The 24346-nt window shown below is 70.9% G+C and carries 25 protein-coding genes and 1 tRNA gene; 10 read left to right on the top strand and 16 right to left on the bottom strand.

What is annotated here, in order from left to right; genetic code table 11:
* Positions 1–657: an SDR family oxidoreductase gene (locus tag ACFVT1_RS01355; RefSeq protein WP_389791415.1), complete on the top strand. Its 657-nt coding sequence runs from the start codon at positions 1–3 to the stop codon at positions 655–657.
* Between the two features lie 94 nt (positions 658–751).
* Here the strand turns inward: ACFVT1_RS01355 and ACFVT1_RS01360 are convergent, their stop codons facing one another.
* The gene (locus ACFVT1_RS01360) at positions 752–1201 is read right to left on the bottom strand and encodes a DUF523 domain-containing protein (RefSeq protein ID WP_389791417.1); all 450 of its coding nucleotides are present in this window, start codon (positions 1199–1201) and stop codon (positions 752–754) included.
* Between the two features lie 74 nt (positions 1202–1275).
* Positions 1276–1357: transfer RNA gene (locus ACFVT1_RS01365), tRNA-Tyr, on the bottom strand.
* Between the two features lie 214 nt (positions 1358–1571).
* Here ACFVT1_RS01365 and ACFVT1_RS01370 point away from each other — a divergent pair.
* The 3 genes from ACFVT1_RS01370 to ACFVT1_RS01380 all read left to right on the top strand — a co-directional run bounded on the left by ACFVT1_RS01370 (position 1572) and on the right by ACFVT1_RS01380 (position 3442).
* Positions 1572–2060, top strand: coding sequence for a YajQ family cyclic di-GMP-binding protein (locus tag ACFVT1_RS01370; RefSeq protein ID WP_362195857.1), 489 nt, complete (start codon positions 1572–1574; stop codon positions 2058–2060).
* 196 nt (positions 2061–2256) lie between these two features.
* The gene (locus ACFVT1_RS01375; protein ID WP_389791419.1) at positions 2257–2766 is read left to right on the top strand and encodes a methylated-DNA--[protein]-cysteine S-methyltransferase; all 510 of its coding nucleotides are present in this window, start codon (positions 2257–2259) and stop codon (positions 2764–2766) included.
* Position 2767: 1 nt separating this feature from the next.
* Positions 2768–3442, top strand: a complete 675-nt coding sequence (locus ACFVT1_RS01380; RefSeq protein WP_389791421.1) for an alpha-ketoglutarate-dependent dioxygenase AlkB family protein — start codon at positions 2768–2770, stop codon at positions 3440–3442.
* Between the two features lie 6 nt (positions 3443–3448).
* Here the strand turns inward: ACFVT1_RS01380 and ACFVT1_RS01385 are convergent, their stop codons facing one another.
* Both ACFVT1_RS01385 and ACFVT1_RS01390 read right to left on the bottom strand, forming a co-directional pair.
* Positions 3449–3721 carry a GlsB/YeaQ/YmgE family stress response membrane protein gene (locus ACFVT1_RS01385; RefSeq protein WP_389791423.1) on the bottom strand — a complete coding sequence of 91 codons (273 nt, stop codon included), beginning with the start codon at positions 3719–3721 and terminating at the stop codon, positions 3449–3451.
* A gap of 127 nt (positions 3722–3848) precedes the next feature.
* The gene (locus ACFVT1_RS01390; protein ID WP_389791425.1) at positions 3849–4406 is read right to left on the bottom strand and encodes an SMI1/KNR4 family protein; all 558 of its coding nucleotides are present in this window, start codon (positions 4404–4406) and stop codon (positions 3849–3851) included.
* 178 nt (positions 4407–4584) lie between these two features.
* On the opposite strand from ACFVT1_RS01390, the gene ACFVT1_RS01395 reads away from it, so the two are divergent.
* The gene (locus tag ACFVT1_RS01395) at positions 4585–4986 is read left to right on the top strand and encodes a YccF domain-containing protein (RefSeq protein WP_362195842.1); all 402 of its coding nucleotides are present in this window, start codon (positions 4585–4587) and stop codon (positions 4984–4986) included.
* Between the two features lie 353 nt (positions 4987–5339).
* Here ACFVT1_RS01395 and htpX read toward each other — a convergent pair whose 3' ends face one another.
* The 12 genes from htpX to ACFVT1_RS01455 form a co-directional block, all read right to left on the bottom strand.
* Positions 5340–6203, bottom strand: coding sequence for a zinc metalloprotease HtpX (htpX, locus tag ACFVT1_RS01400; protein WP_389791427.1), 864 nt, complete (start codon positions 6201–6203; stop codon positions 5340–5342).
* Between the two features lie 250 nt (positions 6204–6453).
* On the bottom strand, positions 6454–6912 hold the full coding sequence (gene mscL / locus ACFVT1_RS01405; RefSeq protein WP_389791429.1) for a large conductance mechanosensitive channel protein MscL: 459 nt from the start codon (positions 6910–6912) through the stop codon (positions 6454–6456).
* Positions 6913–7009: 97 nt separating this feature from the next.
* A complete protein-coding gene (locus ACFVT1_RS01410) occupies positions 7010–8614 on the bottom strand; it encodes an NADH-quinone oxidoreductase subunit N (protein ID WP_389791431.1) in 1605 nt (534 codons plus the stop codon).
* Entirely contained in the window at positions 8611–10161 is a 1551-nt protein-coding gene (locus ACFVT1_RS01415; RefSeq protein WP_389792212.1) for a NuoM family protein, read from the bottom strand. Before ACFVT1_RS01415 ends, ACFVT1_RS01410 begins: the two co-directional genes overlap by 4 nt.
* Positions 10162–10188: 27 nt before the next feature.
* Positions 10189–12189: an NADH-quinone oxidoreductase subunit L gene (locus ACFVT1_RS01420; RefSeq protein WP_389791433.1), complete on the bottom strand. Its 2001-nt coding sequence runs from the start codon at positions 12187–12189 to the stop codon at positions 10189–10191.
* A complete protein-coding gene (gene nuoK / locus ACFVT1_RS01425) occupies positions 12186–12599 on the bottom strand; it encodes an NADH-quinone oxidoreductase subunit NuoK (protein ID WP_389791435.1) in 414 nt (137 codons plus the stop codon). Before nuoK ends, ACFVT1_RS01420 begins: the two co-directional genes overlap by 4 nt.
* A complete protein-coding gene (locus ACFVT1_RS01430) occupies positions 12599–13171 on the bottom strand; it encodes an NADH-quinone oxidoreductase subunit J (RefSeq protein WP_389791437.1) in 573 nt (190 codons plus the stop codon). The genes nuoK and ACFVT1_RS01430 overlap by 1 nt, the downstream gene beginning before the upstream one ends.
* A complete protein-coding gene (locus tag ACFVT1_RS01435; RefSeq protein ID WP_362195818.1) occupies positions 13168–13797 on the bottom strand; it encodes an NADH-quinone oxidoreductase subunit I in 630 nt (209 codons plus the stop codon). The genes ACFVT1_RS01430 and ACFVT1_RS01435 overlap by 4 nt, the downstream gene beginning before the upstream one ends.
* Positions 13797–14765, bottom strand: coding sequence for an NADH-quinone oxidoreductase subunit H (locus ACFVT1_RS01440; protein ID WP_389791439.1), 969 nt, complete (start codon positions 14763–14765; stop codon positions 13797–13799). Before ACFVT1_RS01440 ends, ACFVT1_RS01435 begins: the two co-directional genes overlap by 1 nt.
* The gene (locus ACFVT1_RS01445; RefSeq protein WP_389791441.1) at positions 14762–16033 is read right to left on the bottom strand and encodes an NADH-quinone oxidoreductase subunit C; all 1272 of its coding nucleotides are present in this window, start codon (positions 16031–16033) and stop codon (positions 14762–14764) included. The genes ACFVT1_RS01440 and ACFVT1_RS01445 overlap by 4 nt, the downstream gene beginning before the upstream one ends.
* A complete protein-coding gene (gene nuoB, locus ACFVT1_RS01450; protein WP_389791443.1) occupies positions 16030–16710 on the bottom strand; it encodes an NADH-quinone oxidoreductase subunit NuoB in 681 nt (226 codons plus the stop codon). The genes ACFVT1_RS01445 and nuoB overlap by 4 nt, the downstream gene beginning before the upstream one ends.
* Complete coding sequence (locus tag ACFVT1_RS01455) at positions 16701–17102, bottom strand: NADH-quinone oxidoreductase subunit A (RefSeq protein ID WP_037689408.1); 402 nt, start codon at positions 17100–17102, stop codon at positions 16701–16703. The genes nuoB and ACFVT1_RS01455 overlap by 10 nt, the downstream gene beginning before the upstream one ends.
* Before the next feature lie 170 nt (positions 17103–17272).
* On the opposite strand from ACFVT1_RS01455, the gene ACFVT1_RS01460 reads away from it, so the two are divergent.
* The 5 genes from ACFVT1_RS01460 (at position 17273) to ACFVT1_RS01480 (ending at position 24243) form a co-directional block, all read left to right on the top strand.
* Positions 17273–18463, top strand: a complete 1191-nt coding sequence (locus ACFVT1_RS01460; RefSeq protein ID WP_389791445.1) for a sensor histidine kinase — start codon at positions 17273–17275, stop codon at positions 18461–18463.
* A gap of 266 nt (positions 18464–18729) precedes the next feature.
* Positions 18730–20085: a sensor histidine kinase gene (locus tag ACFVT1_RS01465; protein ID WP_389791447.1), complete on the top strand. Its 1356-nt coding sequence runs from the start codon at positions 18730–18732 to the stop codon at positions 20083–20085.
* A gap of 180 nt (positions 20086–20265) precedes the next feature.
* Entirely contained in the window at positions 20266–20940 is a 675-nt protein-coding gene (locus tag ACFVT1_RS01470; protein ID WP_389791449.1) for a LuxR C-terminal-related transcriptional regulator, read from the top strand.
* Between the two features lie 299 nt (positions 20941–21239).
* Complete coding sequence (locus tag ACFVT1_RS01475; RefSeq protein WP_389791451.1) at positions 21240–23192, top strand: 2-oxoacid:acceptor oxidoreductase subunit alpha; 1953 nt, start codon at positions 21240–21242, stop codon at positions 23190–23192.
* Positions 23185–24243: a 2-oxoacid:ferredoxin oxidoreductase subunit beta gene (locus ACFVT1_RS01480; protein ID WP_389791453.1), complete on the top strand. Its 1059-nt coding sequence runs from the start codon at positions 23185–23187 to the stop codon at positions 24241–24243. Before ACFVT1_RS01475 ends, ACFVT1_RS01480 begins: the two co-directional genes overlap by 8 nt.
* Positions 24244–24346: the final 103 nt, after the last annotated feature.

Raw genomic sequence — 24346 nt, forward strand, 5'->3', positions numbered from 1 at the left:
ATGCGCATTGTCATCGCAGGTGGACATGGTCGGATCGCGCTGCGGCTGGAGCGGCTGCTCGCCGCGCGCGGGGACGAGGCCGTGGGCGTCGTCCGCAATCCGGAACAGAGCGGGGACCTCCGGGCGGCGGGGGCCGAATCGGTCGTCCTGGATCTCGAATCGGCCTCCGTGGAGGAGGTGGCCCAGGTGCTGCGCGGCGCCGACGCGGTGGTCTTCGCGGCCGGCGCGGGCCCGGACAGCGGCCCGGCGCGCAAGGAGACGGTGGATCGCGGCGCGGCGGTGCTGTTCGCGGACGCGGCCGAACGGGCGGGGGTACGGCGTTGTGTCGTGGTCTCGTCGATGGGCGCCGACGCCGACCACCCGGGCGACGAGGTCTTCGACGCGTACCTGCGGGCGAAGGGCTCCGCGGACGCGTACGTGCGCTCCAGGAGCGCACTCGACTGGACGATCCTGCGCCCCGGGATGCTGACGGACGACGCGGGCACGGGGATGGTCCTCCTGACCGCCTCGACCGGCCGCGGCCCGGTGCCGCGCGACGATGTGGCGGCCGCGCTGCTGGAGCTGCTGGACACCCCGGCGACAGCCGGGCTGACGCTGGAGCTCATCTCGGGGAACGTGCCGCTGTCGGTCGCGGTGAAGGACGTGGCGGGGAACTGAGCCGTTCCCCCCGGGGCGGTCCGGCCGGTGGTCACGGCGAGCGGTCAGCCGCCCGCCCGGTCCGCCCCTGACCGGTCCGCCGCCCCCGGCCCGGTCAGCCGTGCGGTGCCGGGCGGACCGTGATGCCGTGGCGTTCCAGAAGGGCGGCGGTGACGCCGTCGCCCGCGCGGAGCTCGCCCGTGAACGTCCCGTCATAGACCGTGCCGCGCCCGCAGGAGGGGCTGCGCGGCATCAGCAGCGCCTCGGTGCACCCGGACCGCCGTGCGGCGTCCAGCGCCCGCCGGGCGCCGTCCACGAACTCCCGCGTCACGTCGCGTCCGGTGTCGTCGACGACGCGGGCGCGGCCGTCCAGCACGTCGTGGCCGTCGCCGCCGACGATCTCGGCGGGACGGCGCGGGGTGGGCAGTCCGGCGGCGACCTCGGGGCAGAAGACGACGGGGCGGCGGTCCGCGACGGCCTCGGCCACGGCGGCGGATTCCTTCCCCCGGCCGTCGAAGCGGCAGGGCACACCGCTCAGGCAGGCACTGACCAGCACGGATTCCATGTTCACGCCCCTCGCGGCAGAGACCGCAGCAGAAACAAAGAAGGCCCCTGTCCTAGGACAGGGGCCTTGCCATGTGGCGGCGCCAGGGTTCGAACCTGGGTAGGCTGAGCCGGCAGATTTACAGTCTGCTCCCTTTGGCCACTCGGGCACACCGCCAGGGATTGCTGCCGTGAGAACCGCTTTTCGGCGGCGCTCCGTGGCAACGACGTAAACGATACCTGATGCCCAGGGGTGCTACGCCACTGGATTGATCAGCGGCCCGACCGGGCGCGGGTGGCTAGGCTTTGACCGGCGGCGCGGGGCCGGCAGGCCCGCAACCGCCCGTATGCACCCCGATTCCCAGCACCCCCGATACAAGGAGCCACACGTCATGGCCGACTCCAGTTTCGACATCGTCTCGAAGGTCGAGCGGCAGGAGGTCGACAACGCCCTCAACCAGGCCGCCAAGGAAATCTCGCAGCGTTACGACTTCAAGGGCACCGGCGCCTCGATCTCCTGGTCCGGCGAGAAGATCCTGATGGAGGCGAACGGCGAGGAGCGCGTCAAGGCGATCCTCGACATCTTCCAGTCCAAGCTGATCAAGCGCGGCATCTCGCTGAAGTCGCTGGACGCGGGCGAGCCGCAGCTGTCCGGCAAGGAGTACAAGATCTTCGCCACGATCGAGGAAGGCATCTCCCAGGAGAACGCCAAGAAGGTGGCGAAGATCATTCGCGACGAGGGCCCGAAGGGCGTCAAGGCTCAGGTCCAGGGCGACGAGCTGCGGGTCAGCTCGAAGAGCCGGGACGACCTGCAGGCCGTACAGGCGCTGTTGAAGGGCAAGGACTTCGACTTCGCCGTGCAGTTCGCGAACTACCGGTAGCTCCCGGGCGGTTCCCCGGCCTGTCCCGCGCCTCGCGGGTGCGGGGTGGTGCGGAGCGGGAGGCGCCGCTCCGCCCCGCGCGCGGGATGCGATGTCCGAATACCGCCGGTCGCGGCGGTGCCGGGGACGCAGACTTGACCGTGCCGGACGACGATCCCGCCGATTTCCGGCAGAACGGCAAGGAGAGGGACGAGTCATGACCATGTACGCAACGGTCGACAGCCCGCTGGGTGAACTGCTGCTGGTCGGCGAGGAAGACACCGGCGCCGCCGGAGGGGTCGCCCTCGCCTCGCTCTCGCTGCCCGGCCAGAAGGGTGCCACGGTCGTCCAGGACGGATGGACCCACGCACCGGCGGCCTTCGCGGGGATCGCCGCACAGCTGCGGGAGTACTTCGAGGGGCGGCGGACCCGGTTCGACCTCGTGTACGCGGACGGCCGGGGCACCGACTTCCAGCGCCGGGTCTGGGCGGCGCTGGACTCCGTCCCGTACGGGGAGACCGTGTCCTACGGCCGGATCGCCGAACGGATCGGCATGCCCGGGGCGGGCGTGCGGGCCGTGGGGACGGCGATCGGGCGCAATCCGCTGCTGATCGTGCGGCCGTGCCACCGGGTGATCGGCGCGGACGGGGCCCTGCGGGGTTACGCGGGCGGTCTGGAGTGCAAGGAGCGGCTTCTGGGGCTGGAAGGCGCCCTGGCGGTGCGCTGACATGTCCGGGCTCTTCCCGCGGCCGCGGGCCGTCGTCGCGCCGGGGGCCGTGCACGTGCCCGAATGGCTGCCGCCGGAACGCCAGCGGGAGTTGGTGGCCGCCTGCCGGGAATGGGCGCGGGGGCCCGTACCGCTGCGGCACACGGTGCTGCCGGGCGGCGGGGTGATGTCCGTCCGGACGGTCTGCCTGGGATGGCACTGGCAGCCGTACCGGTACTCGCGCACGGCCGACGATGTGAACGGCGCCCGGGTCGCCGGATTCCCCGACTGGCTGGCGGAGTTGGGACGTCAGGCGCTGGCCGACGCGTACCGGGACGAGGGACCGGTCCCGGCGTATGCGCCGGACACCGCCCTCATCAACTTCTACGACGACGCGGCGCGGATGGGCATGCACCAGGACAAGGAGGAGCGGTCCGGTGCTCCGGTGGTGTCGCTCAGCATCGGCGACAGCTGCGTCTTCCGCTTCGGGAACACGGAGAACCGCGGAAAGCCGTACACGGATGTGGAGTTGGCCTCCGGCGACCTGTTCGTCTTCGGTGGGCCCTCGCGTTTCGCCTTCCACGGTGTGGTCGGGATCCGCCCGGGGACGGCGGATCCTGCGACGGGGATGCGCCGCGGCCGGCTCAACCTGACCCTGCGCGAGACCGGGCTGGACGCCCCGGGCCCCGGACGCTGACGGGCGTCAGCGACGTTCGCGGGAGTTCCCGAAGAGCAGTCGGTAGGCGATCAGCAGGACCAGCGAACCACCGATGGCCGCGATCCAAGTGGCCGTGTCGTAGAAGTCGTTGGAGATGGGGCGGTCGAGGAAGCGCGACGATATCCAGCCGCCGAGAAAGGCGCCGACGATCCCGATGAGGGTGGTGCCGATCAGGCCGCCCGGGTCGCGGCCCGGGAGCAGGACCTTGGCGATGGCGCCGGCAAGCAGTCCGAGAATGATCCAACCAATGATGCTCATGCGTGCGAACCTACCCGTCACTCGTTCCTGAAATCCAAGACGTCCCTGCCGGTCGGACGGTTGCGTGCATGGCCCGCGGTCCGGGTCCGCCGGCGCGCGGGCGGGCCGTGCCCCGCTCGCCCGTGGGTCATGCGCGGGCGCTGAAATCCGGCCAGGGCGCCATCTCGGCCCCTTCGTCCTCGGAGTCCTCGCAGTACCACGCGGTGCCGTCCAGCCAGCCGCGGAGCCACTGGGCGAGGTCGGGCTGGTCCACATACCAGGCGCGCTCCGGCTCGTCGGCGTTCGGCTCGAAGAGCAGCACCGTGGTGTGCTCACTGCGGCAGTCCACGCAGGAGTACATCCCGCACCCCAGGCTGCATATCGGCAGTACGCCCTCCGGCCACGGCCACTCGCCGTCCTCGGCCGCGGCCCGGCGGTGGGCGAGATACCGCCCGACGACGGACTCCTCCCCGTCCGGGGCCCGGTCGCCGATCAGCGGCAGCAGGCCGTACTCCGGTCCGAAGCCGCCGTTGGCGATCCGGGTGTACAGGGCGGTGAGCAGCGGGGGCAGGGGGAAACCGAGGGCGGCTTCGGCCCGCTCGACGGCCTCGGCGGGCAGCGGGGCGGGGAGGGGGGACTCCTCCCGGCGCGGGGCGGTGTGCGCGGTCTTCTCCGCGGCTGCCAGCAACTGCTCGGTGTCGTTCATGGGTTCATGGTGGACGGCAGCACTGACAATTCCCGTCGGCGCGGGTACCGGGGCCGTGGGCGCGGGTACCGGGCCGCGGACGGCCCCTCCCGCCCCCTCGGGTTCCGGCTCTCGGCGTCCGGGCCTGATACTGGCATGGAGCAGGGCCGGCGGACGAGCGAGACGGAGTGCAACGATCATGAAGCCTCTACAGTTGATCCTCAACATCCTGTGGGTGGTGTTCTGCGGCTTCTGGATGGCCCTCGGCTACGCGGTCGCGGCACTCATCTGCTTCATCCTCATCGTGACCATTCCCTTCGGCATCGCCTCGATGAGGATCGCGGGGTACGTCCTGTGGCCGTTCGGCCGGACGACCGTGGAGCGGCCCGACGCGGGGGCGCCCTCGTGCGTGGGCAACGTGATCTGGCTCGTCTTCGCCGGATGGTGGCTGGCGCTGGGGCACCTGCTCACGAGCATCCCGCTGTTCCTGTCGATCATCGGCATCCCCTTCGGCTGGGCGAACCTGAAGATGATCCCCATCTCCCTCATGCCGCTGGGGCGAGAGGTGGTCACGACCGACGAGGCGTTCGGAGCCCGGTGACGCCGTAGGTCTCGGTGACGCCGCAGATCTCGCGGCGATGGTGACACCGCAGGTCTCGCGCCTGGCGGGCCGCCCGAACGGGCGGCGGTGGAGCGGGCTGCCCCCTCGGTTCCAGGAGGGCAGCTCCGCTGCGCACGGCCGGGGCCGCGAGGAGAGCGGGGCTGTACCTCACCTCCACTCCGGGACGGCTCCGCCGCGCGCCGGGGCCACGAGGAGAGCCGGTCATGTCGACGAGGCCGCTCCGCCCGAGGGCCCCTACGTGGCTCCGGTCGGCGCGACGGCTCGTGGTGACCCGTCGGAGGCTGGTGGCCCGTCGGAGGTGGAACCGCACCGCGCGGCTCCCCCGGCCGTCTTCACGGCCGATGACCTGCCATCTGCTCCAGTCGGGCGATGCGCTCCGCCATCGGCGGATGGGTCGAGAACATCTTCGACACCCCCTCGCCCGGCCGGAACGGGTTCGCGATCATCATGTGACTCGCGGTCTCGATCCTCGGCTCGGGGGGCAGCGGGAGCTGTTTCGTTCCCGCGTCGAGTTTTCGCAGGGCGCTGGCGAGGGCCAGCGGGTCGCCGGTCAGCTGGGCGCCCGAGGCGTCGGCCTGGTACTCGCGGGAGCGGCTGACGGCCAGTTGGATGATGGAGGCCGCCAGCGGGCCGAGGATCATGATCATCAGCATGCCCAGGAGGCCGGGACCCTCGTCGTCGTCGGACCGGCCGACCGGGATCAGCCAGGCGAAGTTGACCAGGAACATGACGACGGAGGCGAGCGCTCCGGCGACGGACGAGATCAGGATGTCGCGGTTGTAGACATGGCTCAGCTCGTGGCCGAGGACGCCGCGCAGCTCTCGCTCGTCCAGGATCTGGAGGATGCCCTCGGTGCAGCAGACCGCCGCGTTGCGCGGGTTGCGGCCGGTGGCGAAGGCGTTGGGGGCCTGGGTCGGGGAGATGTAGAGCCGGGGCATCGGCTGGCGGGCGGCCGTCGAGAGCTCACGGACCATCCGGTAGAGCTGTGGCGCCTCGAATTCGCTGACGGGGCGGGCACGCATGGCCCTGAGCGCCAGCTTGTCGCTGTTCCAGTACGCGTAGGCGTTGGTGCCGACGGCTACAAGGAGCGCGACGATCAGGCCCGTACGTCCGAAGAAGCTTCCGATGACGATGATGAGTGCGGACAGTCCCCCGAGGAGTACGGCGGTTTTCAGCCCGTTGTGCCGGCGGTGCACGGTACGCCCTCCAAGTGGTGCGGCAGGGGAACCCTTTGCTTGGTGGTCTCCACTCCCCCAGTGGAGCCTCCCGTACAGGTCAACGCCAGGCGAGGAGAGCTAGTTCCCTTGTGTGCGCGGCCGCGGGGCAGGACCTGCCCGGCTCCGACGGCCCGATCGGGCTCTGGGCCGAACGGGTCAGGGCCGGTCCGGCCGTGATGCGCCGGGCAGGCCCGAGGGGCTGCGCGCCGAGCCGTCCGGGCCGGACCGCTCAGCGCTGGGCGGGAAATCCGGCGACGGCGAGGGCCTCGGGGTCCGGCTTGATCTCGCTGGTGCAGTGGGCGCAGCGGGAGGCGATGGCCGGGATCTCGGTGTAGCAGCGGGGGCAGTCGCGCAGGGCGGCCTTGATGTCGACCTTCTCCTCCGCCTTGGAGAAACGGTTCTGGACCTTCGTCATGGGGACGACGACGCCGAAGTAGAGCACCGCGGCCGTGATCAGGAAGGCGATGGCGGCGGCCAGGAACTTCCCGTACGGGAAGATGGCGCCCTCGACCGAGAACTGCGCCGAGCTGAAATCGCCGACGGAGCCGGTGGCGAGGCCGATCAGCGGGGTGATGAAGGCGGTGCTGAATCCGGTGACGACTGCGGTGAACGCGGCTCCGACGGCCAGCCCGATGGCCATGGAGATGACGTTTCCGCGCAGGATGAAGTCCTTGAACCCGTTCAGCACTGCTCTGGCTCCTCTGGGATGTGGGTGCGTGTGTGGGGATGTGCGGGCATGACCTTGCCCTGTGCGGACCGTCCCGGGCAAACCGATCTTGAGTAGGTCAGAAGAGATTCACGGCGGCGAACCGGAGGATCGTCTGCGGAGCGCCGGAGAGTACGACGCCGACGACCGCGGTGAGCGCGATCGCGAGGGTGACGGGCGTCATGGCGTGGTTCCTGGTGGGGGCGGGTGCGGCGGCGTCCGCGGGCGCGGCCTCGTCCGCCGGGGCACGCGCCGGGGCCTCTTCGGGGGCACGGAAGAGCGCCGCGGTCCACCCCAGGTAGTAGTAGAGCGCGATCACCACGTTGACGGCCATGACGACCGCGAGCCAGCCGAGTCCCGCGTCGACGGCCGCGGAGAAGACCGTGACCTTGGCGAAGAGGCCGACGATGCCGGGCGGCAGACCGGCCAGGCAGAGCAGGAAGAACGCCATCGCGAGGGCGGCGAGGGGGCGGGTGGCGTACAGGCCGCGGTAGTCGGTGATCCGGTTCCCGGGGTTCGTACGGGCGACGAGGGCGGCCACCGCGAAGGCGCCGAGGTTCACGACGGCGTACATGAGGGCGTACGCGACCGTCGAGCCGATGTGTTCGTCGCTGGAGTACGCGGCGGCGGCGATCGGCACCAGGAGGTAGCCGGCCTGGGCGACGGACGACCAGGCGAGGAGGCGTACGGCGCTGCGGACGCGGGTGGCGCTCTGGCGCAGGGCGGCGACGTTGCCGATCGTCATGGTGAGTGCGGCGAGGACGGCGAGGGCCGGTCCCCAGACGTCCGCGTACGCCGGGAACGCGATCACGGTGACGAGGATGAGGCCGGAGAAGCCGACCGCCTTCCCGACGACCGAGAGGTAGGCGGCGACCGGCAGGGGGGCGCCGACGTAGGTGTCGGGCACCCAGAAGTGGAAGGGCGCGGCTGCCGTCTTGAAGGCGAAGCCGACCAGGGTGAGGACGACGCCCGTCCGGGCCAGGGTGTCGAGCTGTCCCGGTACGTCGTCGAGCCGGGCGGCGATCTCCGTGAGGTGCAGGGTGCCGGTGGTCGCGTACACGAAGCTGACGCCGAGCAGCATGACGGCGGTGGCGACCACGGAGGAGAGGAAGAATTTCAGCGCGGCCTCGGAGGACCGCCGGTCGCCGCGCTTGATGCCGACGAGGGCGAAGGCGGGCAGCGAGGCGACTTCGAGGGCGACGACGAGAGTGGCGAGGTCGCGGGCGGCCGGCAGGAGCGCGGCGCCCGAGGCGGAGGAGAGCAGCAGGAACCAGAACTCCCCGGCAGGGAGTCTGCGGGTGTCGCCGAGGGAGAGCAGGGCGGTCAGCAGGGCGCCGCCGAGTACGAGGGCCTGGATGACGAGGGCGAAGTGGTCGGCGGTGTAGCTGCAGGCCCCGGTGGTACCGGTGCCGGTGGTGGCCGCGGTCAGGCAGAAGGTGGAGTGGTCGCCCTCGCGCAGCGGGACGAGGAGGACGAGTCCGGCGACAAGTCCGGCCACGGTGAGCCAGCCGAGGAGCGGTTTGCGTTCCGCGGGGAGGAAGAGGTCGGCGACCAGGACGATCAGGGCGACGGCCGCCACGACGACCGGGGGCGCGATCGCGAGCCAGTCGATGGTCTGGACGAGGCTGGTGGTGCTGTCGGCCGCTGTGGTGACGACGCCCGGGGTGACGACGGCTGAGGTCACGACTTGCCTCCTGCGAGGAGCTTCTGCACGGCCGGGTCGGTGAGGCCGAGGAGGACGGCGGGCCACAGGCCGGCGAGGACGGTGAGGGCGGCCAGTGGGGTCCAGGCGGCGAATTCGTACGTCTGGACGTCGGCGAACCGCTGCGGCTCCTCGCGCTTCTCGCCCATGCAGACGCGGCGTACGACGATCAGCATGTACGCGGCGGTGAGCAGGGTGCCGAACGCGGCGATCGACATGAAGGTGAGGAAGGCGGGGCGGCTGAGTCCGTCGGCGGGGTCGAAGGAGCCGAACAGGGCGAGCATCTCGCCCCAGAACCCGGCGAGCCCGGGCAGGCCCAGGGAGGCGACTGCCGCGAACGCGAGGAGGCCGCCGAGGCGGGGGGCCCGGCCGTAGAGCGCGGCCCCGGTGGCGCCGGAGAGGGTGTCGAGGTCGGCGGTGCCGTACCGGTCCTTGACCGCGCCGGCCAGGAAGAACAGCAGGCCGGTGATGAGGCCGTGGGCGATGTTGGCGAAGAGCGCGCCGTTGACTCCGGTGGGGGTCATGCTCGCGATGCCGAGGAGCACGAAGCCCATGTGGCCGACGGAGGAGTACGCGATCAGGCGCTTGAGGTCGCCCTTGGAGCCGGGGCGTGCCAGCGCCAGGCAGGCGAGCGATCCGTAGACGATGCCGACCACCGCGAAGGCGGCGAGGTAGGGCGCGAAGGTGTGCATGCCGTCGGGGGTGATGGGGAGCAGGATGCGGACGAATCCGTACGTACCCATCTTCAGCAGGACACCCGCGAGCAGGACCGAGCCGACGGTCGGGGCAGCGGTGTGTGCGTCCGGGAGCCAACTGTGCAGCGGCCACATCGGGGTCTTCACGGCGAGCCCGATGCCGATCGCCAGAACGGCGATGACCTGCACGGACGAAGTGAGCCCACGGCCGTTGTCAGTGGCGAGTGCCACCATGTCGAAGGTGCCGCTCTTCAGTCCGACGAGGAGCAGGCCCAGCAGCATGATCACCGAGCCGAGCAGTGTGTAGAGGATGAATTTCCAGGCGGCGGCCTGCTTCTGCGCACCGCCCCAGCGGGCGATGAGGAAGTACATCGGGATGAGCACCATCTCGAACGCCAGGAAGAACAGCAGCAGATCGAGGACGGCGAAGGTCGCGAGGGTGCCGGACTCCAGGACGAGCAGGAGAGCGACGAAGGCCTTCGGGGAGGGGCCCGCGGGCAGCTTGAAGTAGCTGTAGAGCGCGCAGAGGAAGGTCAGCAGCGCGGTCAGTACGAGAAGGGGGAGCGAGATGCCGTCGATGCCGAGATGGATGCGGACGTCGAGCGCCGGGATCCAGCTGATGTCGGTGGTGGCCTGCATCTTCGACGGGTGGTCGTGGTCGAAGCCCGCGGCGAGGACGATCGCGGCGACGAGGATCGCGCCGGTGACGGTCACACCGTGGCGGAGCACTGCCTGGTCGGGGCTGCTGCCCTTCAGCCCGGGCGGGGCCGGCAGCAGAGCTGCCACGGCGCCGATGAGCGGGGCGACGACGATGAACGCGAGAAGGAACTGCATCACGGATTCACTGATATCGATCACGGCTCACGACCCGGCGTTGACGTTGGCAAAAACGACGGCGGCGATCGCCAGGACCAGCGAACCGGCGAGCAGTGCGCTGAGGTAGGTCTGCACATTGCCCGTCTGGGCGCGGCGGACGGCGGTGCCGAGCCAGCGTGCGCCGGTGCCGGAGCCGCGTACGTAGGTGTCGACGACCTCTCGGTCCAGGAAGCGGACGAGGCTCGCCGCGGCCTGGACGGGGCGGACGAACAGGGCCGTGTACAGGGCGTCGAGGTGGAAGCCCGTGGCGGCGTGGCGGTGGAGCGGGCCGAGCAGCAGACGGCCGGGGTCGGCCGGGTCGGGGGCGTCCCCGTAGCTGCCGTAGGCGGCGGTGTGCGCCGACATGGCCTGGGCCTCGACGAGGGCGGGTTCGGCCTCGGGGTGGGCCACGACCGTGCCCGCGGGCGTGCGGGCGGCGAGGGCCGAGGTGTGGCGCCAGGCACCGTAGGTGACGAGGCCGCCGACGAGGCCGGCGCCCGTGGAGAGGACGGCGGTGGTCAGGGACGGGGTGAGGCTGTGGCCGTCGAACCAGTCGGTGATCGCGCCGACGGTCAGTCCGAAGGCGATGGTGGGGACGGCGAGGACCCAGAGGACGGCGGTCATCGCGACGGGCTGCCTGCCGTGGTCGGGGGCCTCGGCGCCGCGGCCCCGGAAGGCGAGGAGCCACAGCCGGATGGCGTACGCGGCGGTGAGGACGGCGGCCAGCAGCCCGGCGACGAGGACGGTCCAGCCGGCGGCGGCCGGGGCGACGTGCCGGTCCCCGAGCGCGGTGTGCTCGGCGGCGACGAGGACGGCTTCCTTGGAGAAGAAGCCGGCGAACGGCGGGATGGCGGCGAGTGCGAGGAGGGCGACGGTCATCGTCCAGTAGGCGTCCGGGATGCGCTTCGCCAGGCCGCCCATGCGGGACATGGCGGCCAGCGAGTTGGTTCCGGCGGCGTGGATGACGACGCCCACGGCGAGGAAGAGGACGGCCTTGAACGCACCGTGCGAGAGGAGGTGGAAGACGGCGGCCCCGCGGTCGCCGACGGCGAGGGCGCCGGACATGTAGCCGAGCTGGCCGATCGTCGAGTACGCGAGGACGCGCTTGATGTCGTCCTGGGCGAGGGCGGCGATCCCCGACCCGATCATCGTGACCGCCGCCATCACGGCGAGGACGACGAGGGCCGCGCCCGACTGGGCGAAGACGGGAAGGAGCCGGGCCACGAAGTAGATGCCGGCGGCGACCATCGTCGCGGCGTGGATCAGCGCGGAGACGGGGGTGGGGCCGGCCATCGCGTCGGGCAGCCAGGTGTGCAGGGGGAACTGCGCGGATTTGCCCGCGACACCCGCGAGGAGCAGCAGGGCGATGAGCGTGGGGTGGTCCAGGCCGCCGTTCGCGACGGCGCCCAGGATGCGGGTGATGCGGAACGAGCCGGTGTCGGCGGCGAGGGCGAACAGCCCGATCAGGAAGGGGACGTCGCCGAGCTTGGTGACCAGGAAGGCCTTGAGGGAGGCGGCGCGGGCCTCGGGCGTCTCCCAGTAGTGGCCCACGAGGAAGTACGAGCAGATGCCCATGATCTCCCAGCCGACCAGGAGCACCATCAGGTCGCCGGAGTAGACGACGAGCAGCATCGCGGAGGTGAAGAGGGAGACGAGGGCCGCGTACGAGGGGTAGCGGGGGTCGTCGCGCAGATAGGCGGTCGAATAGATCTGCACACAGGTCGCGACGAGCCCGACCAGGACGGCGACGAGGACCGCGAAGCCGTCGAGGTGCAGGGCGAGATCGATCGGGACGGAGCCGGTGGGGGTGAGCCGGGTCGCCGCGTCGATGGCCCGTCCGCCGCCCTGGCGCGAGGCGACGGCGACGGCGAGCACGAAGGCGGCGAGGGTCGGCAGTACGGCGAGGGGGCGTACGTAACCGGGGGCGGTGCGTCCGAGCAGGAGGCCGGCCGCGGCGCCCAGGAACGGAAGGAGGGGGACGAGGACGGCGAGGGTCGTGGTGGTCACGTGGTGGCCTCTGCCTTCTTTGCCTTCCCTGCCGGAGCAGTGGCCTGGTCTTCGGTGCCCTCGGTCTCGTCGGCCTCGTCGCCGGGGAGGGTTTCGGCGGCGTCGGTCTCGGCGGTGTCGCGGAGGCGGTCGATGTCCGAGCTGCCGCGGTTGCGGTAGACGGCGAGGACGATGGCGAGGCCGATGCCGATCTCGGCCGCCGCGACGGCGATGGTGAAGAGGGTGAGGGCCTGGCCGGAGTGCAGGGTGTCGCGGATCCAGACGTCGAAGGCGACCAGGTTGAGGTTGACGGCGTTGAGCATCAGCTCGACGGACATCAGGACCAGGATCGCGTTGCGGCGGGCGAGCACTCCGTACAGCCCGGTGCAGAAGAGGAGGACGGCGAGCACGGCGGGATAGGCGAGGTGCATCAGCTCTGCTCCTTACCGCGCTTGCGGGACAGGACGATCGCGCCGACGAGGGCGGCGAGCAGCAGGACGGAGAGCGCCTCGAACGGCAGTACCCAGTGCCGGAAGAGGAAGGCGCCGGTCACTTCGGTGGAGCCCTGGGCCGGTCCGCCCAGGTCGATCCAGGTGGTGCGGAAGGCGTCGACGACGACCCAGACGAGCGTGCCGGCGGAGGCGGCCGCCACGCCGAGGGCCGCCCAGCGGTTGCCCGAATCGGCGTCCGGGGAGCGGCCGATGGGGGCCTTGGTGAGCATCAGCCCGAAGAGAAGGAGGACGACCACGGAACCGACGTAGATCAGTACCTGTACCCACGCGATGAACTCCGCGGTGAGCAGGAGGTACTCGACGGCGAGCCCGCCGAGCGCCGCGACCAGCCAGAGGGCGGCATGCACCAGCTGCTTGGTCGTGACGGTGACGAGGGCCGCGCCGAGGGTGGCGATGCCGACGAGGACGAAGGCGATCTCGATGCCGGTCGGGGAGAGGAAGCCGGAGGGGGCGGAATGGGCGGAGTGGGCTGCGGCGGCTGCGAGTGTCACTCCTCCCCCTCTTCCTTCCGGTCCTGCTGGATCTGCTGGGCCGCTCGGGCCTGCTGGGCTTCCTGCGCCTCCTTGGCGCGCTGGGCTTCGAGCTTCTCCGCCGTCTTGCGCGCGGCGGCGATCTCCTTCGGCTCCTCGGCGCCCGGGTCGAGCGCGGGTGGTTCCGGCACCGTCCACATCCATGCGCGGAGCTTGTCGCGCTCATGGGTGAGTTCGAGGATGTCCGTCTCCGCGTACTCGAACTCCGGTGACCAGAACAGTGCGTCGAAGGGGCACACCTCGATGCAGATACCGCAGTACATGCAGAGCGAGAAGTCGATCGCGAAGCGGTCGAGGACGTTGCGGCTGCGCTCCCGGCCGCCCGGAACCGCGGCGGGCACCGTCTCCTTGTGGGAGTCGATGTAGATGCACCAGTCCGGGCACTCACGGGCGCAGAGCATGCAGACCGTGCAGTTCTCCTCGAACAGGGCGATGACTCCGCGGGACCGGGGCGGGAGCTCCGGCTGGACGTCCGGGTACTGGGCGGTGACCGACTTCCTCGTCATCGTCCGCAGGGTGACGGCCAGGCCCTTGGCCAGACCGGAGCCGGGGATGCGGGGCCGGGAGGGCGGGAGCGACGCGGTCATCAGTTGATCGCCACCTTCACGATGCCGGTGAGCGCGATCTGCGCGAGAGCGAGCGGGATGAGCGTGGTCCAGGCGAGCTTCTGGAGCTGGTCCTCGCGCAGCCGGGGGTAGCTCACGCGCAGCCAGATGATGACGAAGGCGAGGACGGCGGTCTTGAGGAGCGTCCAGACCCAGCCGAGTCCGTCGGCGCCGAACGGGCCGTGCCAGCCGCCGAGGAAGAGGACGGTGGTCAGTCCGCACAGCACGACGATGCCGGCGTACTCGGCGAGCAGGAACAGCGCGAAGCGGAGGCCGGTGTACTCGGTGTACGCACCGAAGATGATCTCCGAGTCGGCGATCGGCATGTCGAACGGCGGGCGTTGCAGCTCGGCGAGTCCGGCCACGAAGAAGACCAGGGCGCCGACGATCTGCCAGGGCAGCCACCACCACTCGAAGGCGTTGAGGATGCCCGGGAGGGAGACGGTGCCGGCCGCCATCGCGACGGAGGCGGCGGCGAGCAGCATCGGCAGCTCGTACGCGAGCAGCTGGGCGGCGGTACGCACCGCCCCGAGCAGGGAGAACTTGTTGGCCGATGCCCAGCCCGCCATGAGCGAGCCGAGCACTCCGACGCCCATCACGGCGAGCACGAAGAAGATGCCCGCGTCGACGACCTGGCCGACCGCGCCCTCGCTCGGGCCGATCGGGATGGCGACGAGCACGAGGAGGTACGGGAGCAGCGCGACGGCCGGTGCGAGCTGGAAGATACGGCGGTCGGCCCCGGCCGGGACGATGTCTTCCTTCTGCGCGAACTTCACACCGTCGGCGACGAGCTGGGCCCAGCCGTGGAAGCCGCCCGCGTACATGGGTCCGAGGCGGCCCTGCATGTGGGCCATCACCTTGTGCTCGGTCTGTCCCACGACGAGGGGGAGGACCATGAACACGGCGAAGACGATGACGAGCCGGAGGGCGACGTCGAGTACGTCGTTCACGCGGTATCGCCTCCGGCGGGGCGGTCGGGGGTTTCGGTCTCGGTCTCGGACTCGGGCTGCTCGGGAGCGGCGGGCGAGGGCGGGGTGCCGGGCTGCTCCGGGGTGCCTGGGGCGTCTGGGGCGTCTGGGGTCTCCGGAGCGTCTGGGGCGTTCGTCGTGCCGCGTGGCTGAGAGGCATCCGGGGTGCCGGAGGTGCCGGAGGTGCCAGAGGCACCCGGCGCACCCGGTACCGCGGGCGGTTCGGGGGTGGTGTCGAAGGCCGGGCGGGCGTGGTGCCAGGGAGCGTCGGTGCTTCCGGTGCCCGGCTCCACCGCCCCCGCCCCGGTGCTCGTCCCCGTCCCCGTCCCCGTCCCCGTACCCGTGCTCGTCCCCGTACCCGTGCTCGTCCCCGTACCCGTGCTCGTCCCCGTACCGGTGCTCGTCCCCGTCCCCGTACCCGTGGTCGGCTTCGGCGCTTCGCGCTGCTGGCTCGCCGAGCCCTGGGAGGCGCTGCGGGTGCGGCGCGGGGGTGCGGCAGGCGTCGTGGTCCCGGCCCCGGCTGCCGGTGCGGCTGCCTCCGCCCGCTGGCCGGCCGAGCCCTCGCTCGCGCTCCGGGTACGGCGTACCGGGCGGTCGCCCGCCGCGCGTGCGGCGCGCGCCGGGCGGGACGGGGCGGGCGGGAGCTGGCCCTTCAAGGGGCCCCATTCGTTCGGGTCGGGGACGCCGGGCGGCAGCATCGTGCGCCGCTTCGGGCCGCCGTGCTCCGACTCGCCCGGCTCCTTCGCGCCCGGCCAGGCCTTCGCGACGCGTGCCGCCAGGACGAAGTCCTTGCGCAGCGGGTGACCCTCGAAGCCCTCGGGCAGCAGCAGCGGCACCAGGTGCGGGTGGCCCTCGAAGCCGATGCCGAACATCTCGTGCGTCTCGCGTTCGTGCCAGGCCGCGCCCGCGTAGATGTCGATGGCGGTGGGAAGGACGGCCGCCTCGTGCGGCACGGTCGTACGGATCAGCAGGCGGCGGATCCTGCCCTCGGCCAGGGCCGCGACGTGGGCGCAGACCCGGAAGCCGGTGCCCGGTTCGTCGACCGCGCTCAGCCAGTCGAAATAGGTGCAGCCCAGCCGGTCGCGGGCCGTTTCGAGGGCGGCGGTCCAGGAGGCGGCCGGTACGTCGACGGTCAGCAGGTCGTACGCGTACGCGGCGGTCGCCTCCGCACCGAAGAACTCGGCGGCGGCGTCCGGCAGGCGGTCGTAGTCGTAGGCGTCGTCGGCGGCGCCGACAGGGGTGCCGGTCATGCGCGGTCCTCCTCCGGTGCCGGCGGGGCGGGGACCAGGCCGCTGCGCAGTGCGGTGGTGGAGGGACGGCTGCCGCCGCCCGTCGCGTACCGGTCGCCCAGCGACTCGCGGGCGATCTTCTCCTGGAGCTTGAGGATGCCCTGGAGGAGCGCCTCCGGCCGGGGCGGGCAGCCGGGTACGTAGACGTCCACCGGAATGATCTGGTCGACGCCCTTCGTCACGGAGTACGAGTCCCAGTAGGGGCCGCCGCAGTTGGAGCAGGCGCCGAAGGAGATGACGTACTTGGGCTCGGGCATCTGCTCGTACAGCCGCTTCACGGCCGGAGCCATCTTGTCCGTCACCGTGCCGGAGACGATCATGAGGTCGGCCTGGCGCGGGCCGGGGGCGAACGGGATCACGCCGAGCCGGATGAAGTCGTGCCGGGCCATGGAGGCGGCGATGAATTCGATGGCGCAGCAGGCGAGCCCGAAGTTGAAGACCCAGAGGCTGTAGCGGCGGCCCCAGTTCAGGACCACCTTCATCGGCTCCGGGGCCAGGCGCGACAGGACGCCGAGCCGCTTGGGCTCCGGCAGGAACGTCGGAACGGGCTGCGGTTCGGATCCCGCCCCGGGCTCCTGCTCCGGTCCCGGCTGCGTCGTGGGCCGGTGCTCGGGGGGCGGAGCGCTCGTCACGTCCATTCGAGGACGCCCTTCTTCCATGCGTAGAGCAGTCCTACGGCCAGGAAACCGAGGAAGATGAACATCTCCACCAGAGTCGTCGCCCCGTATCCGGGTGCCGCGAATACGGTCGCCCACGGAAACAGGAAGATCGAGTCGACGGCGAAGATCACGTACAGGAAGGCATAGACGTAATAACGGACCTGGGTATGTGCCCATCCTTCACCCACCGGGTCCACGCCGCACTCGTACGTCAGGAGCTTTTCCGGTGTGGGAACCACGGGGCGCAGCAACCGGCCCGCCCCGAAGGCGACGGCGACGAACAGCACGCCGATCACGGCGAGCAGTCCGACCACGGAATAGCTGTGGAAGTAGTCCGACGCGAGAACGGTCGATTCCGGCAGGTCCGCCACGTCCGCCCCTCGCTCCCTCAAACCCGTTCGACGATCTGTACGCACGGGAGTCTAGGCCCTGTTAAAGAGAGGGTAAGCAGCCGCGTCGGGCAACGGGTGGGGTTATCCCTACTTCACGCCACCCACGAGCCCCATGGCGCGCGCGGGCCCTCGCCCGGCAGGCTGGGCGTATGACCATGAGCCCCCTGCCCGACAACGACCGTCCACCACCCGCCCGCTTCGCCCTCGATCGGTGGACGTGGAAGGAAATCGCCTATCTCCTGGCCAACTTCCCCATGGCTGTGGCCGGGTTTCTTTACACGGTGTTCATGATCGGCGTCGGCGTGGGGCTCTCGGTCACCGTGGTCGGCCTGCCCTTCCTCGCCGCCGGGCTGCACGGGGCGCGCCTGATCGGCAGGGCCGAGCGGGGCCGGGCGCGGGCGATGCTCGGGGTGCGGATCGACGAACCCAGCCCGATGGAGCTGTCCCGCCCGGCCCAGGGCTTCTTCCCCTGGCTGTGGTCGAGCCTCAAGGACCCGGTGGGCTGGCGGGCGGTGCTGTACTCCTTCATCCGGCTGCCCTGGGGTGTGCTCACCTTCGTCGTGACGCTGGTGAGCCTCTTCGTGCTGTGGCCGGTGCTCCCCTACATCGCGCGGTTCCTCACCCATGCCGACCGGGCGATGGCACGCGGGCTGCTCTCCCCCTCCGACGAGCTGGAACGCAGGATCGCCGAGCTGGAGTCGGGCCGGGGGGTGGTCGTCGACACGGCCGCAGCCGACCTGCGCCGCATCGAGCGCGACCTGCACGACGGCGCACAGGCCCGGCTCGTCGCCCTCGCCATGGGCCTGGGCCTGGCGAAGGAGAAGCTGACGGACGACCCCGAGGCCGCGGCCCGCATGGTCGACGAGGCCCACGGCGAGATCAAGGTCGCCCTCCAGGAACTCCGCGACCTCGCCCGCGGCATCCACCCCGCCGTCCTCACCGACCGCGGACTCGACGCCGCACTCTCCGCCATCGCCTCCCGCTGCACCGTCCCCGTGACGGTGGGGGTGGATCTTCCGGCGCGTCCGGCGGAGGCGATCGAGGGGATCGCGTACTTCACGGTCTCCGAGCTGCTGCAGAACGTGAGCAAGCACAGCAGGGCACGCTCGGCGTCCGTGGAGGTGTGGCGGTCGGCGGACCGGCTGCTGCTCCAGGTCACGGACGACGGGCAGGGCGGGGCCCGGATGGACGGCGGTACGGGCATGGCCGGGCTGGCCGAACGGCTGGGCGCCGTCGACGGGCTGTTCGTCCTGGACTCCCCGGTCGGCGGCCCCACGACCGTCACCGCGGAACTGCCCTGGCGGGACCGGGACACCGACCGGACCGCCGGGCACCCCTAGGGTCTTCACGTTCGGATCACGCCGGGCTCGCGGAGTCCGGCCCCTGAAGCGGTTCCGGGCTGCGGGACGCCTCGTCCCGGCCCCCTCGGGGGGTGGGGAAAACCCCCGGCCGAAGAGGGATACCGCCCTCATGGCGGGCGGGCCCGCGACCCGGCACCCTTGGCGTACCAGCCTGAACCCCGGAACCCGGAACCGTGAGACCCGCCCGGAACCCGGAACCGTGAAACCGCCGGAGAAACCGGCCCCGAGACGAAACGGAAGCATCCATGACCACGGCATACGGACCGGACACTCGGGACCACCAGCGGTCCGGAGCCGGTTTCGGGGACCGTCCCCCGGTGAAGCACTTCCTCCCCGCCGCGCTGCGCGCGCCGTTGGAGGGCAGGACCTGGCGCGAGTTCGGCTATCTGCTGCTGAGCCTGCCGATCAGCGCGATCCTGTTCGGTCTCTCGATCGCCCTGACGTCGCTGGGCATCGGCATGCTGATCACCTTCCTCGGCGTCCCGATCCTGGCCGGCACGCTGGCGATGTGCCGCGGTTTCGGCGCGCTGGAGCGGGCTCGGGCGCGCGGACTGCTGGGGCTGGAGGTGGCCGAGCCGGCGCCCGTGCGCGGCAGGACCGGCGGTCTGATGTCCTGGGTGGGCGCGGTCCTGAAGAGCGGGGTGTCCTGGCGGCATCTGCTCTACGCGCTGCTGCACTTCCCGTGGGCGGTCTTCTCCTTCGTCGTCTCGCTGACGTTCTGGTCGTACGGGTGGGCCGCCCTCACCTACCCGCTGTGGCACTGGATCTTCCCGACGGCCGTGGGGGTCCAGGGCATTCAGCTGTACGGCGACGACCACCGCCAGATCTACCTCGACACCACCTTCGAGCTGGCCGCGACCGCCGTGTGCGGTCTGGTGGTCGTCCTCGTCACCCCGTGGATCATCCGCGGTCTGACGAGCGTGGACCGGGTGATGGTGGCCGGGCTGCTCGGGCCGTCCCGGCTGGCGACGCGCGTCTCGGAGCTGGAGTCGGACCGCGGGGTGGTCGTCGACACGGCCGCAGCCGACCTGCGCCGCATCGAGCGCGACCTGCACGACGGCGCACAGGCCCGGCTCGTCGCCCTCGCCATGGATCTGGGCCTGGCGAAGGAGAAGCTGACGGACGACCCCGAGGCCGCGGCCCGCATGGTCGACGAGGCCCACGGCGAGGTCAAGGTCGCCCTCCAGGAACTCCGCGACCTCGCCCGCGGCATCCACCCCGCCGTCCTCACCGACCGCGGACTCGACGCCGCACTCTCCGCCATCGCCTCCCGCTGCACCGTCCCCGTGGCGGTCGAGGTGGACCTGGCGTCCCGGCCCGCCCAGGCGATCGAGGGGATCGCGTACTTCACGGTCTCCGAGCTGCTGCAGAACGTGAGCAAGCACGCGCACGCGACCCATGCGTCGGTCGACGTGTGGCGGGCCGCGAACCGGCTGATGCTCCAGGTCACCGACAACGGACGCGGCGGCGCCGACGTGTCGTCGGGCAGCGGGCTGGCCGGGCTGACCGAGCGGCTGGACGCGGTGGACGGCGTCCTCGTCGTGGATTCCCCGCAGGGCGGTCCGACACGGATCACGGCCGAGCTGCCGTGGCGCGGCTGAGCCCACCCGCACCGGGCCGCGACCGGACCCCCCGGTCCGCGGCCCTCTCCACACCCTCTCGTCCCCGGCCGCCGTGCGGGCTCGATTTCGAGCCAGTACGGCGGCCGGGGACACAGCACTGCCGATACTGCGATGCTGGATACCGTACGAGGACCAGCGAGCAGTGGGGGATACGGCGTCATGGCGGAGGACAGAGTGCGGGTAGTCATAGCCGAGGATTCGGTACTGCTTCGGGAAGGGCTCACCCGGCTGCTGACCGATCTCGGGCACGACGTGGTCGCCGGGGTCGGGGACGCCGAGGCACTGATCAAGACGGTGCACGATCTCGCGGGACAGGACGCGCTGCCCGATGTGGTGGTCGCCGACGTGCGGATGCCGCCCACCCACACCGACGAGGGCGTGCGGGCGGCCGTGCGGCTGCGCAAGGACTACCCCGGGATCGGGGTCCTGGTCCTTTCGCAGTACGTCGAGGAGCAGTACGCCACCGAGCTGCTGGCCGGATCCAGCCGGGGTGTCGGGTATCTGCTCAAGGACCGGGTCGCAGAGGTCCGGGAGTTCGTGGACGCGGTGGTCCGGGTGGCGCAGGGCGGCACGGCGCTGGACCCGGAAGTGGTGGCCCAGCTGCTGGGCCGCAGCCGCAAACAGGACGTCCTGGCCGGACTGACGCCGCGCGAGCGCGAGGTGCTCGGCCTGATGGCGGAGGGGCGGACCAACTCCGCGGTGGCCAAGCAGCTGGTGGTGAGCGACGGCGCCGTGGAGAAGCACGTCAGCAATATCTTCCTGAAACTCGGCCTGTCCCCCAGTGACGGGGATCACCGCCGGGTACTGGCAGTACTGACCTACCTGAACTCCTGACCCACTGACACCCTGTCAGTCATCTGGTGGGGGCCGGGGAAGGATCACCACGGGCCCCCGACCGGCCGCCCTCGGCGGCCGGTCGGGGGTCCTAGAACCAAAGAATGAGCGCACGGCGTCTTCGTCGAACGGCTGGGGGGCTTGCCAAGCATGACAAATCGGTATCAAATCGCGTCTCAAAACGACGTCCACCATATGATCGGTCCAGGGAAGGTGACCCTTACCGTCGTAGGGTGGGCCTTGGGACCGCCGGCGGGCCGGCCGGTCCCGAGCCGCCGCCCCGAGGGAGGTCCAGTTCAGTGACCAGCCAGGTCAGTAGCCCAACCGAACAGGCCGATGAGGCCGACGAGGCGCTCGTCGGACAGCGTGCCCCTGGTTCCGATCATGCGGGCGCCGGCGAGAAGGAGATCCGCCGCCTCGACCGGGTGATCATCCGCTTCGCGGGTGACTCCGGAGACGGTATGCAGCTCACCGGTGACCGGTTCACCTCGGAGACCGCCTCCTTCGGGAACGATCTCTCCACGCTGCCGAACTTCCCCGCCGAGATCCGCGCCCCCGCAGGCACCCTGCCGGGGGTTTCGTCGTTCCAGCTGCATTTCGCCGATCACGACATCCTGACTCCGGGCGATGCGCCGAACGTCCTGGTCGCGATGAACCCGGCCGCGCTCAGGGCCAACATCGGCGATGTGCCGCGCGGTGCCGAAATCATCGTGAACACCGACGAGTTCACCAAGCGCCCGATGGCGAAGGTCGGCTACGGGACCAGCCCCCTGGAGGACGGCTCACTGGAGGCGTACAACGTCCATCCGGTGCCGCTGACCACGCTCACGATCGAGGCACTGAAGGAGTTCGGGCTCTCCCGCAAGGAGGCCGAGCGCTCGAAGAACATGTTCGCGCTCGGGCTGCTGTCCTGGATGTACCACCGGCCGACCGAGGGAACCGAGGCGTTCCTTCGCGCCAAGTTCGCGAAGAAGCCGCAGATCGCCGAGGCGAACGTGGCCGCCTTCCGGGCCGGATGGAATTTCGGGGAGACGACGGAGGACTTCGCCGTCAGCTATGAGGTGGCACCCGCCTCGCATGCCTTCCCGACGGGCACGTACCGCAACATCTCCGGGAACCTGGCGCTGTCCTACGGGCTGATCGCGGCGAGCCGGCAGGCGGATCTGCCGCTCTACCTGGGCTCGTACCCGATCACCCCGGCCTCCGACATCCTGCACGAGCTCAGCAGGCACAAGAACTTCGGCGTACGCACCTTCCAGGCCGAGGACGAGATCGCGGGCATCGGCGCCGCGCTGGGCGCCGCGTTCGGCGGGTCGCTCGCGGTGACGACGACGTCCGGGCCCGGGGTGGCCCTGAAGTCGGAGACCATCGGGCTGGCCGTCTCCCTGGAACTGCCGCTGATCGTCGTCGACATCCAGCGCGGCGGCCCGTCCACCGGCCTGCCCACCAAGACCGAGCAGGCCGACCTGCTCCAGGCGATGTACGGGCGCAACGGCGAGGCCCCGGTCCCGATCGTGGCCCCGAGGACCCCGGCGGACTGCTTCGACGCCGCACTCGACGCCGCCCGGATCGCGCTGACGTACCGCACCCCGGTCTTCCTCCTCTCCGACGGCTACCTCGCCAACGGCTCCGAACCGTGGAAGATCCCCGAGGTCGACGAACTCCCCGACCTGCGCGTCCGGTTCACCACCGGCCCGAACCACGAACTGGCCGACGGCACCGAGGTGTTCTGGCCGTACAAGCGCGACCCGGAGACCCTGGCCCGCCCCTGGGCGATCCCCGGCACCCCCGGCCTCGAACACCGCATCGGCGGCATCGAGAAGCAGGACGGCAGCGGCAACATCTCCTACGACCCCGCCAACCACGACCTCATGGTCCGCACCCGGCAGGCCAAGATCGACGGCATCGAGGTCCCCGACATCGAGGCCGACGACCCCGACCAGGCGCGCACCCTCGTCCTGGGCTGGGGCTCCACCTACGGCCCCATCACCGCCGCCGTCCGCCGGCTGCGCGCCGCCGGACACCCCATCGCCCAGGCCCATCTGCGCAACCTCAACCCCTTCCCGAGGAACCTCGGCGAGGTGCTGAAGCGTTACGAGAAGGTGATCGTGCCCGAGATGAACCTCGGCCAGCTGGCCACCCTCGTCCGGGCCAAGTACCTGATCGACGCGCGCAGTTACAACCAGGTCAACGGTATGCCGTTCAAGGCCGAACAGCTGGCGACGGCTCTGAAGGAGGCCATCGATGCCTGACACCAACGAACTCCTCCATCTGGTGCCCAAGGCCGAGGCCAAGCAGTCCATGAAGGACTTCAAGTCCGACCAGGAAGTCCGCTGGTGCCCCGGCTGCGGCGACTACGCGGTCCTCGCCGCCGTCCAGGGCTTCATGCCCGAACTCGGACTGGCGAAGGAGAACATCGTCTTCGTCTCCGGCATCGGCTGCTCCTCCCGCTTCCCGTACTACATGAACACCTACGGGATGCACTCCATCCACGGCCGCGCCCCCGCCATCGCGACCGGGCTCGCCTCCTCCCGCCGCGACCTGTCCGTCTGGGTCGTCACGGGCGACGGCGACGCCCTGTCCATCGGCGGCAACCACCTCATCCACGCCCTGCGCCGCAACGTGAACCTCAAGATCCTCCTCTTCAACAACCGGATCTACGGGCTCACCAAGGGGCAGTACTCCCCCACCTCCGAAGTCGGCAAGATCACCAAGTCGACGCCGATGGGCTCGCTCGACGCCCCCTTCAACCCGGTGTCCCTGGCCATCGGCGCAGAGGCGTCCTTCGTCGCCCGCACCGTCGACTCCGACCGCAAGCACCTCACGAGCGTGCTGCGCGCGGCGGCCGACCACCCGGGCACGGCACTGGTGGAGATCTACCAGAACTGCAACATCTTCAACGACGGCGCCTTCGAGGTCCTCAAGGACAAGGACCAGGCGCAGAACGCGGTGATCCGGCTGGAGCACGGGCAGCCGATCCTCTTCGGCGCGGACAACGACAAGGGTGTCGTCCGCGACCCGGCCACCGGCGACCTCAAGGTCGTCGCGGTCACCGAGGAGAACCAGTCGCAGATCCTCGTCCACGACGCGCACGCCGCCAGCCCGGCCACCGCCTTCGCACTGTCCCGCCTCGCCGACCCCGACACCCTGCACCAGACCCCCATCGGGGTGCTGCGCAGCGTCGACCGGCCCGTCTACGACACGCAGATGGCCGAGCAGCTCGACTCCGCCGTCGAGAGGGACGGCAAGGGCGACCTGGCCGCGCTCCTCGCGGGCAACGACAACTGGACCGTCGTCGGCTGAACCGCCTCCAGCCGCTGCCCGATGCTTCTCTCCGTCGCCGGACGGGCTGAATTTCGGCCCGTCCGGCGATTGCGTCCGGGGGTCCGGCCGGCCACCGCGCACC

Origin of the sequence: Streptomyces sp. NPDC057963 (genome assembly GCF_042887155.1) — a bacterium.
GTDB lineage: Bacteria > Actinomycetota > Actinomycetes > Streptomycetales > Streptomycetaceae > Streptomyces.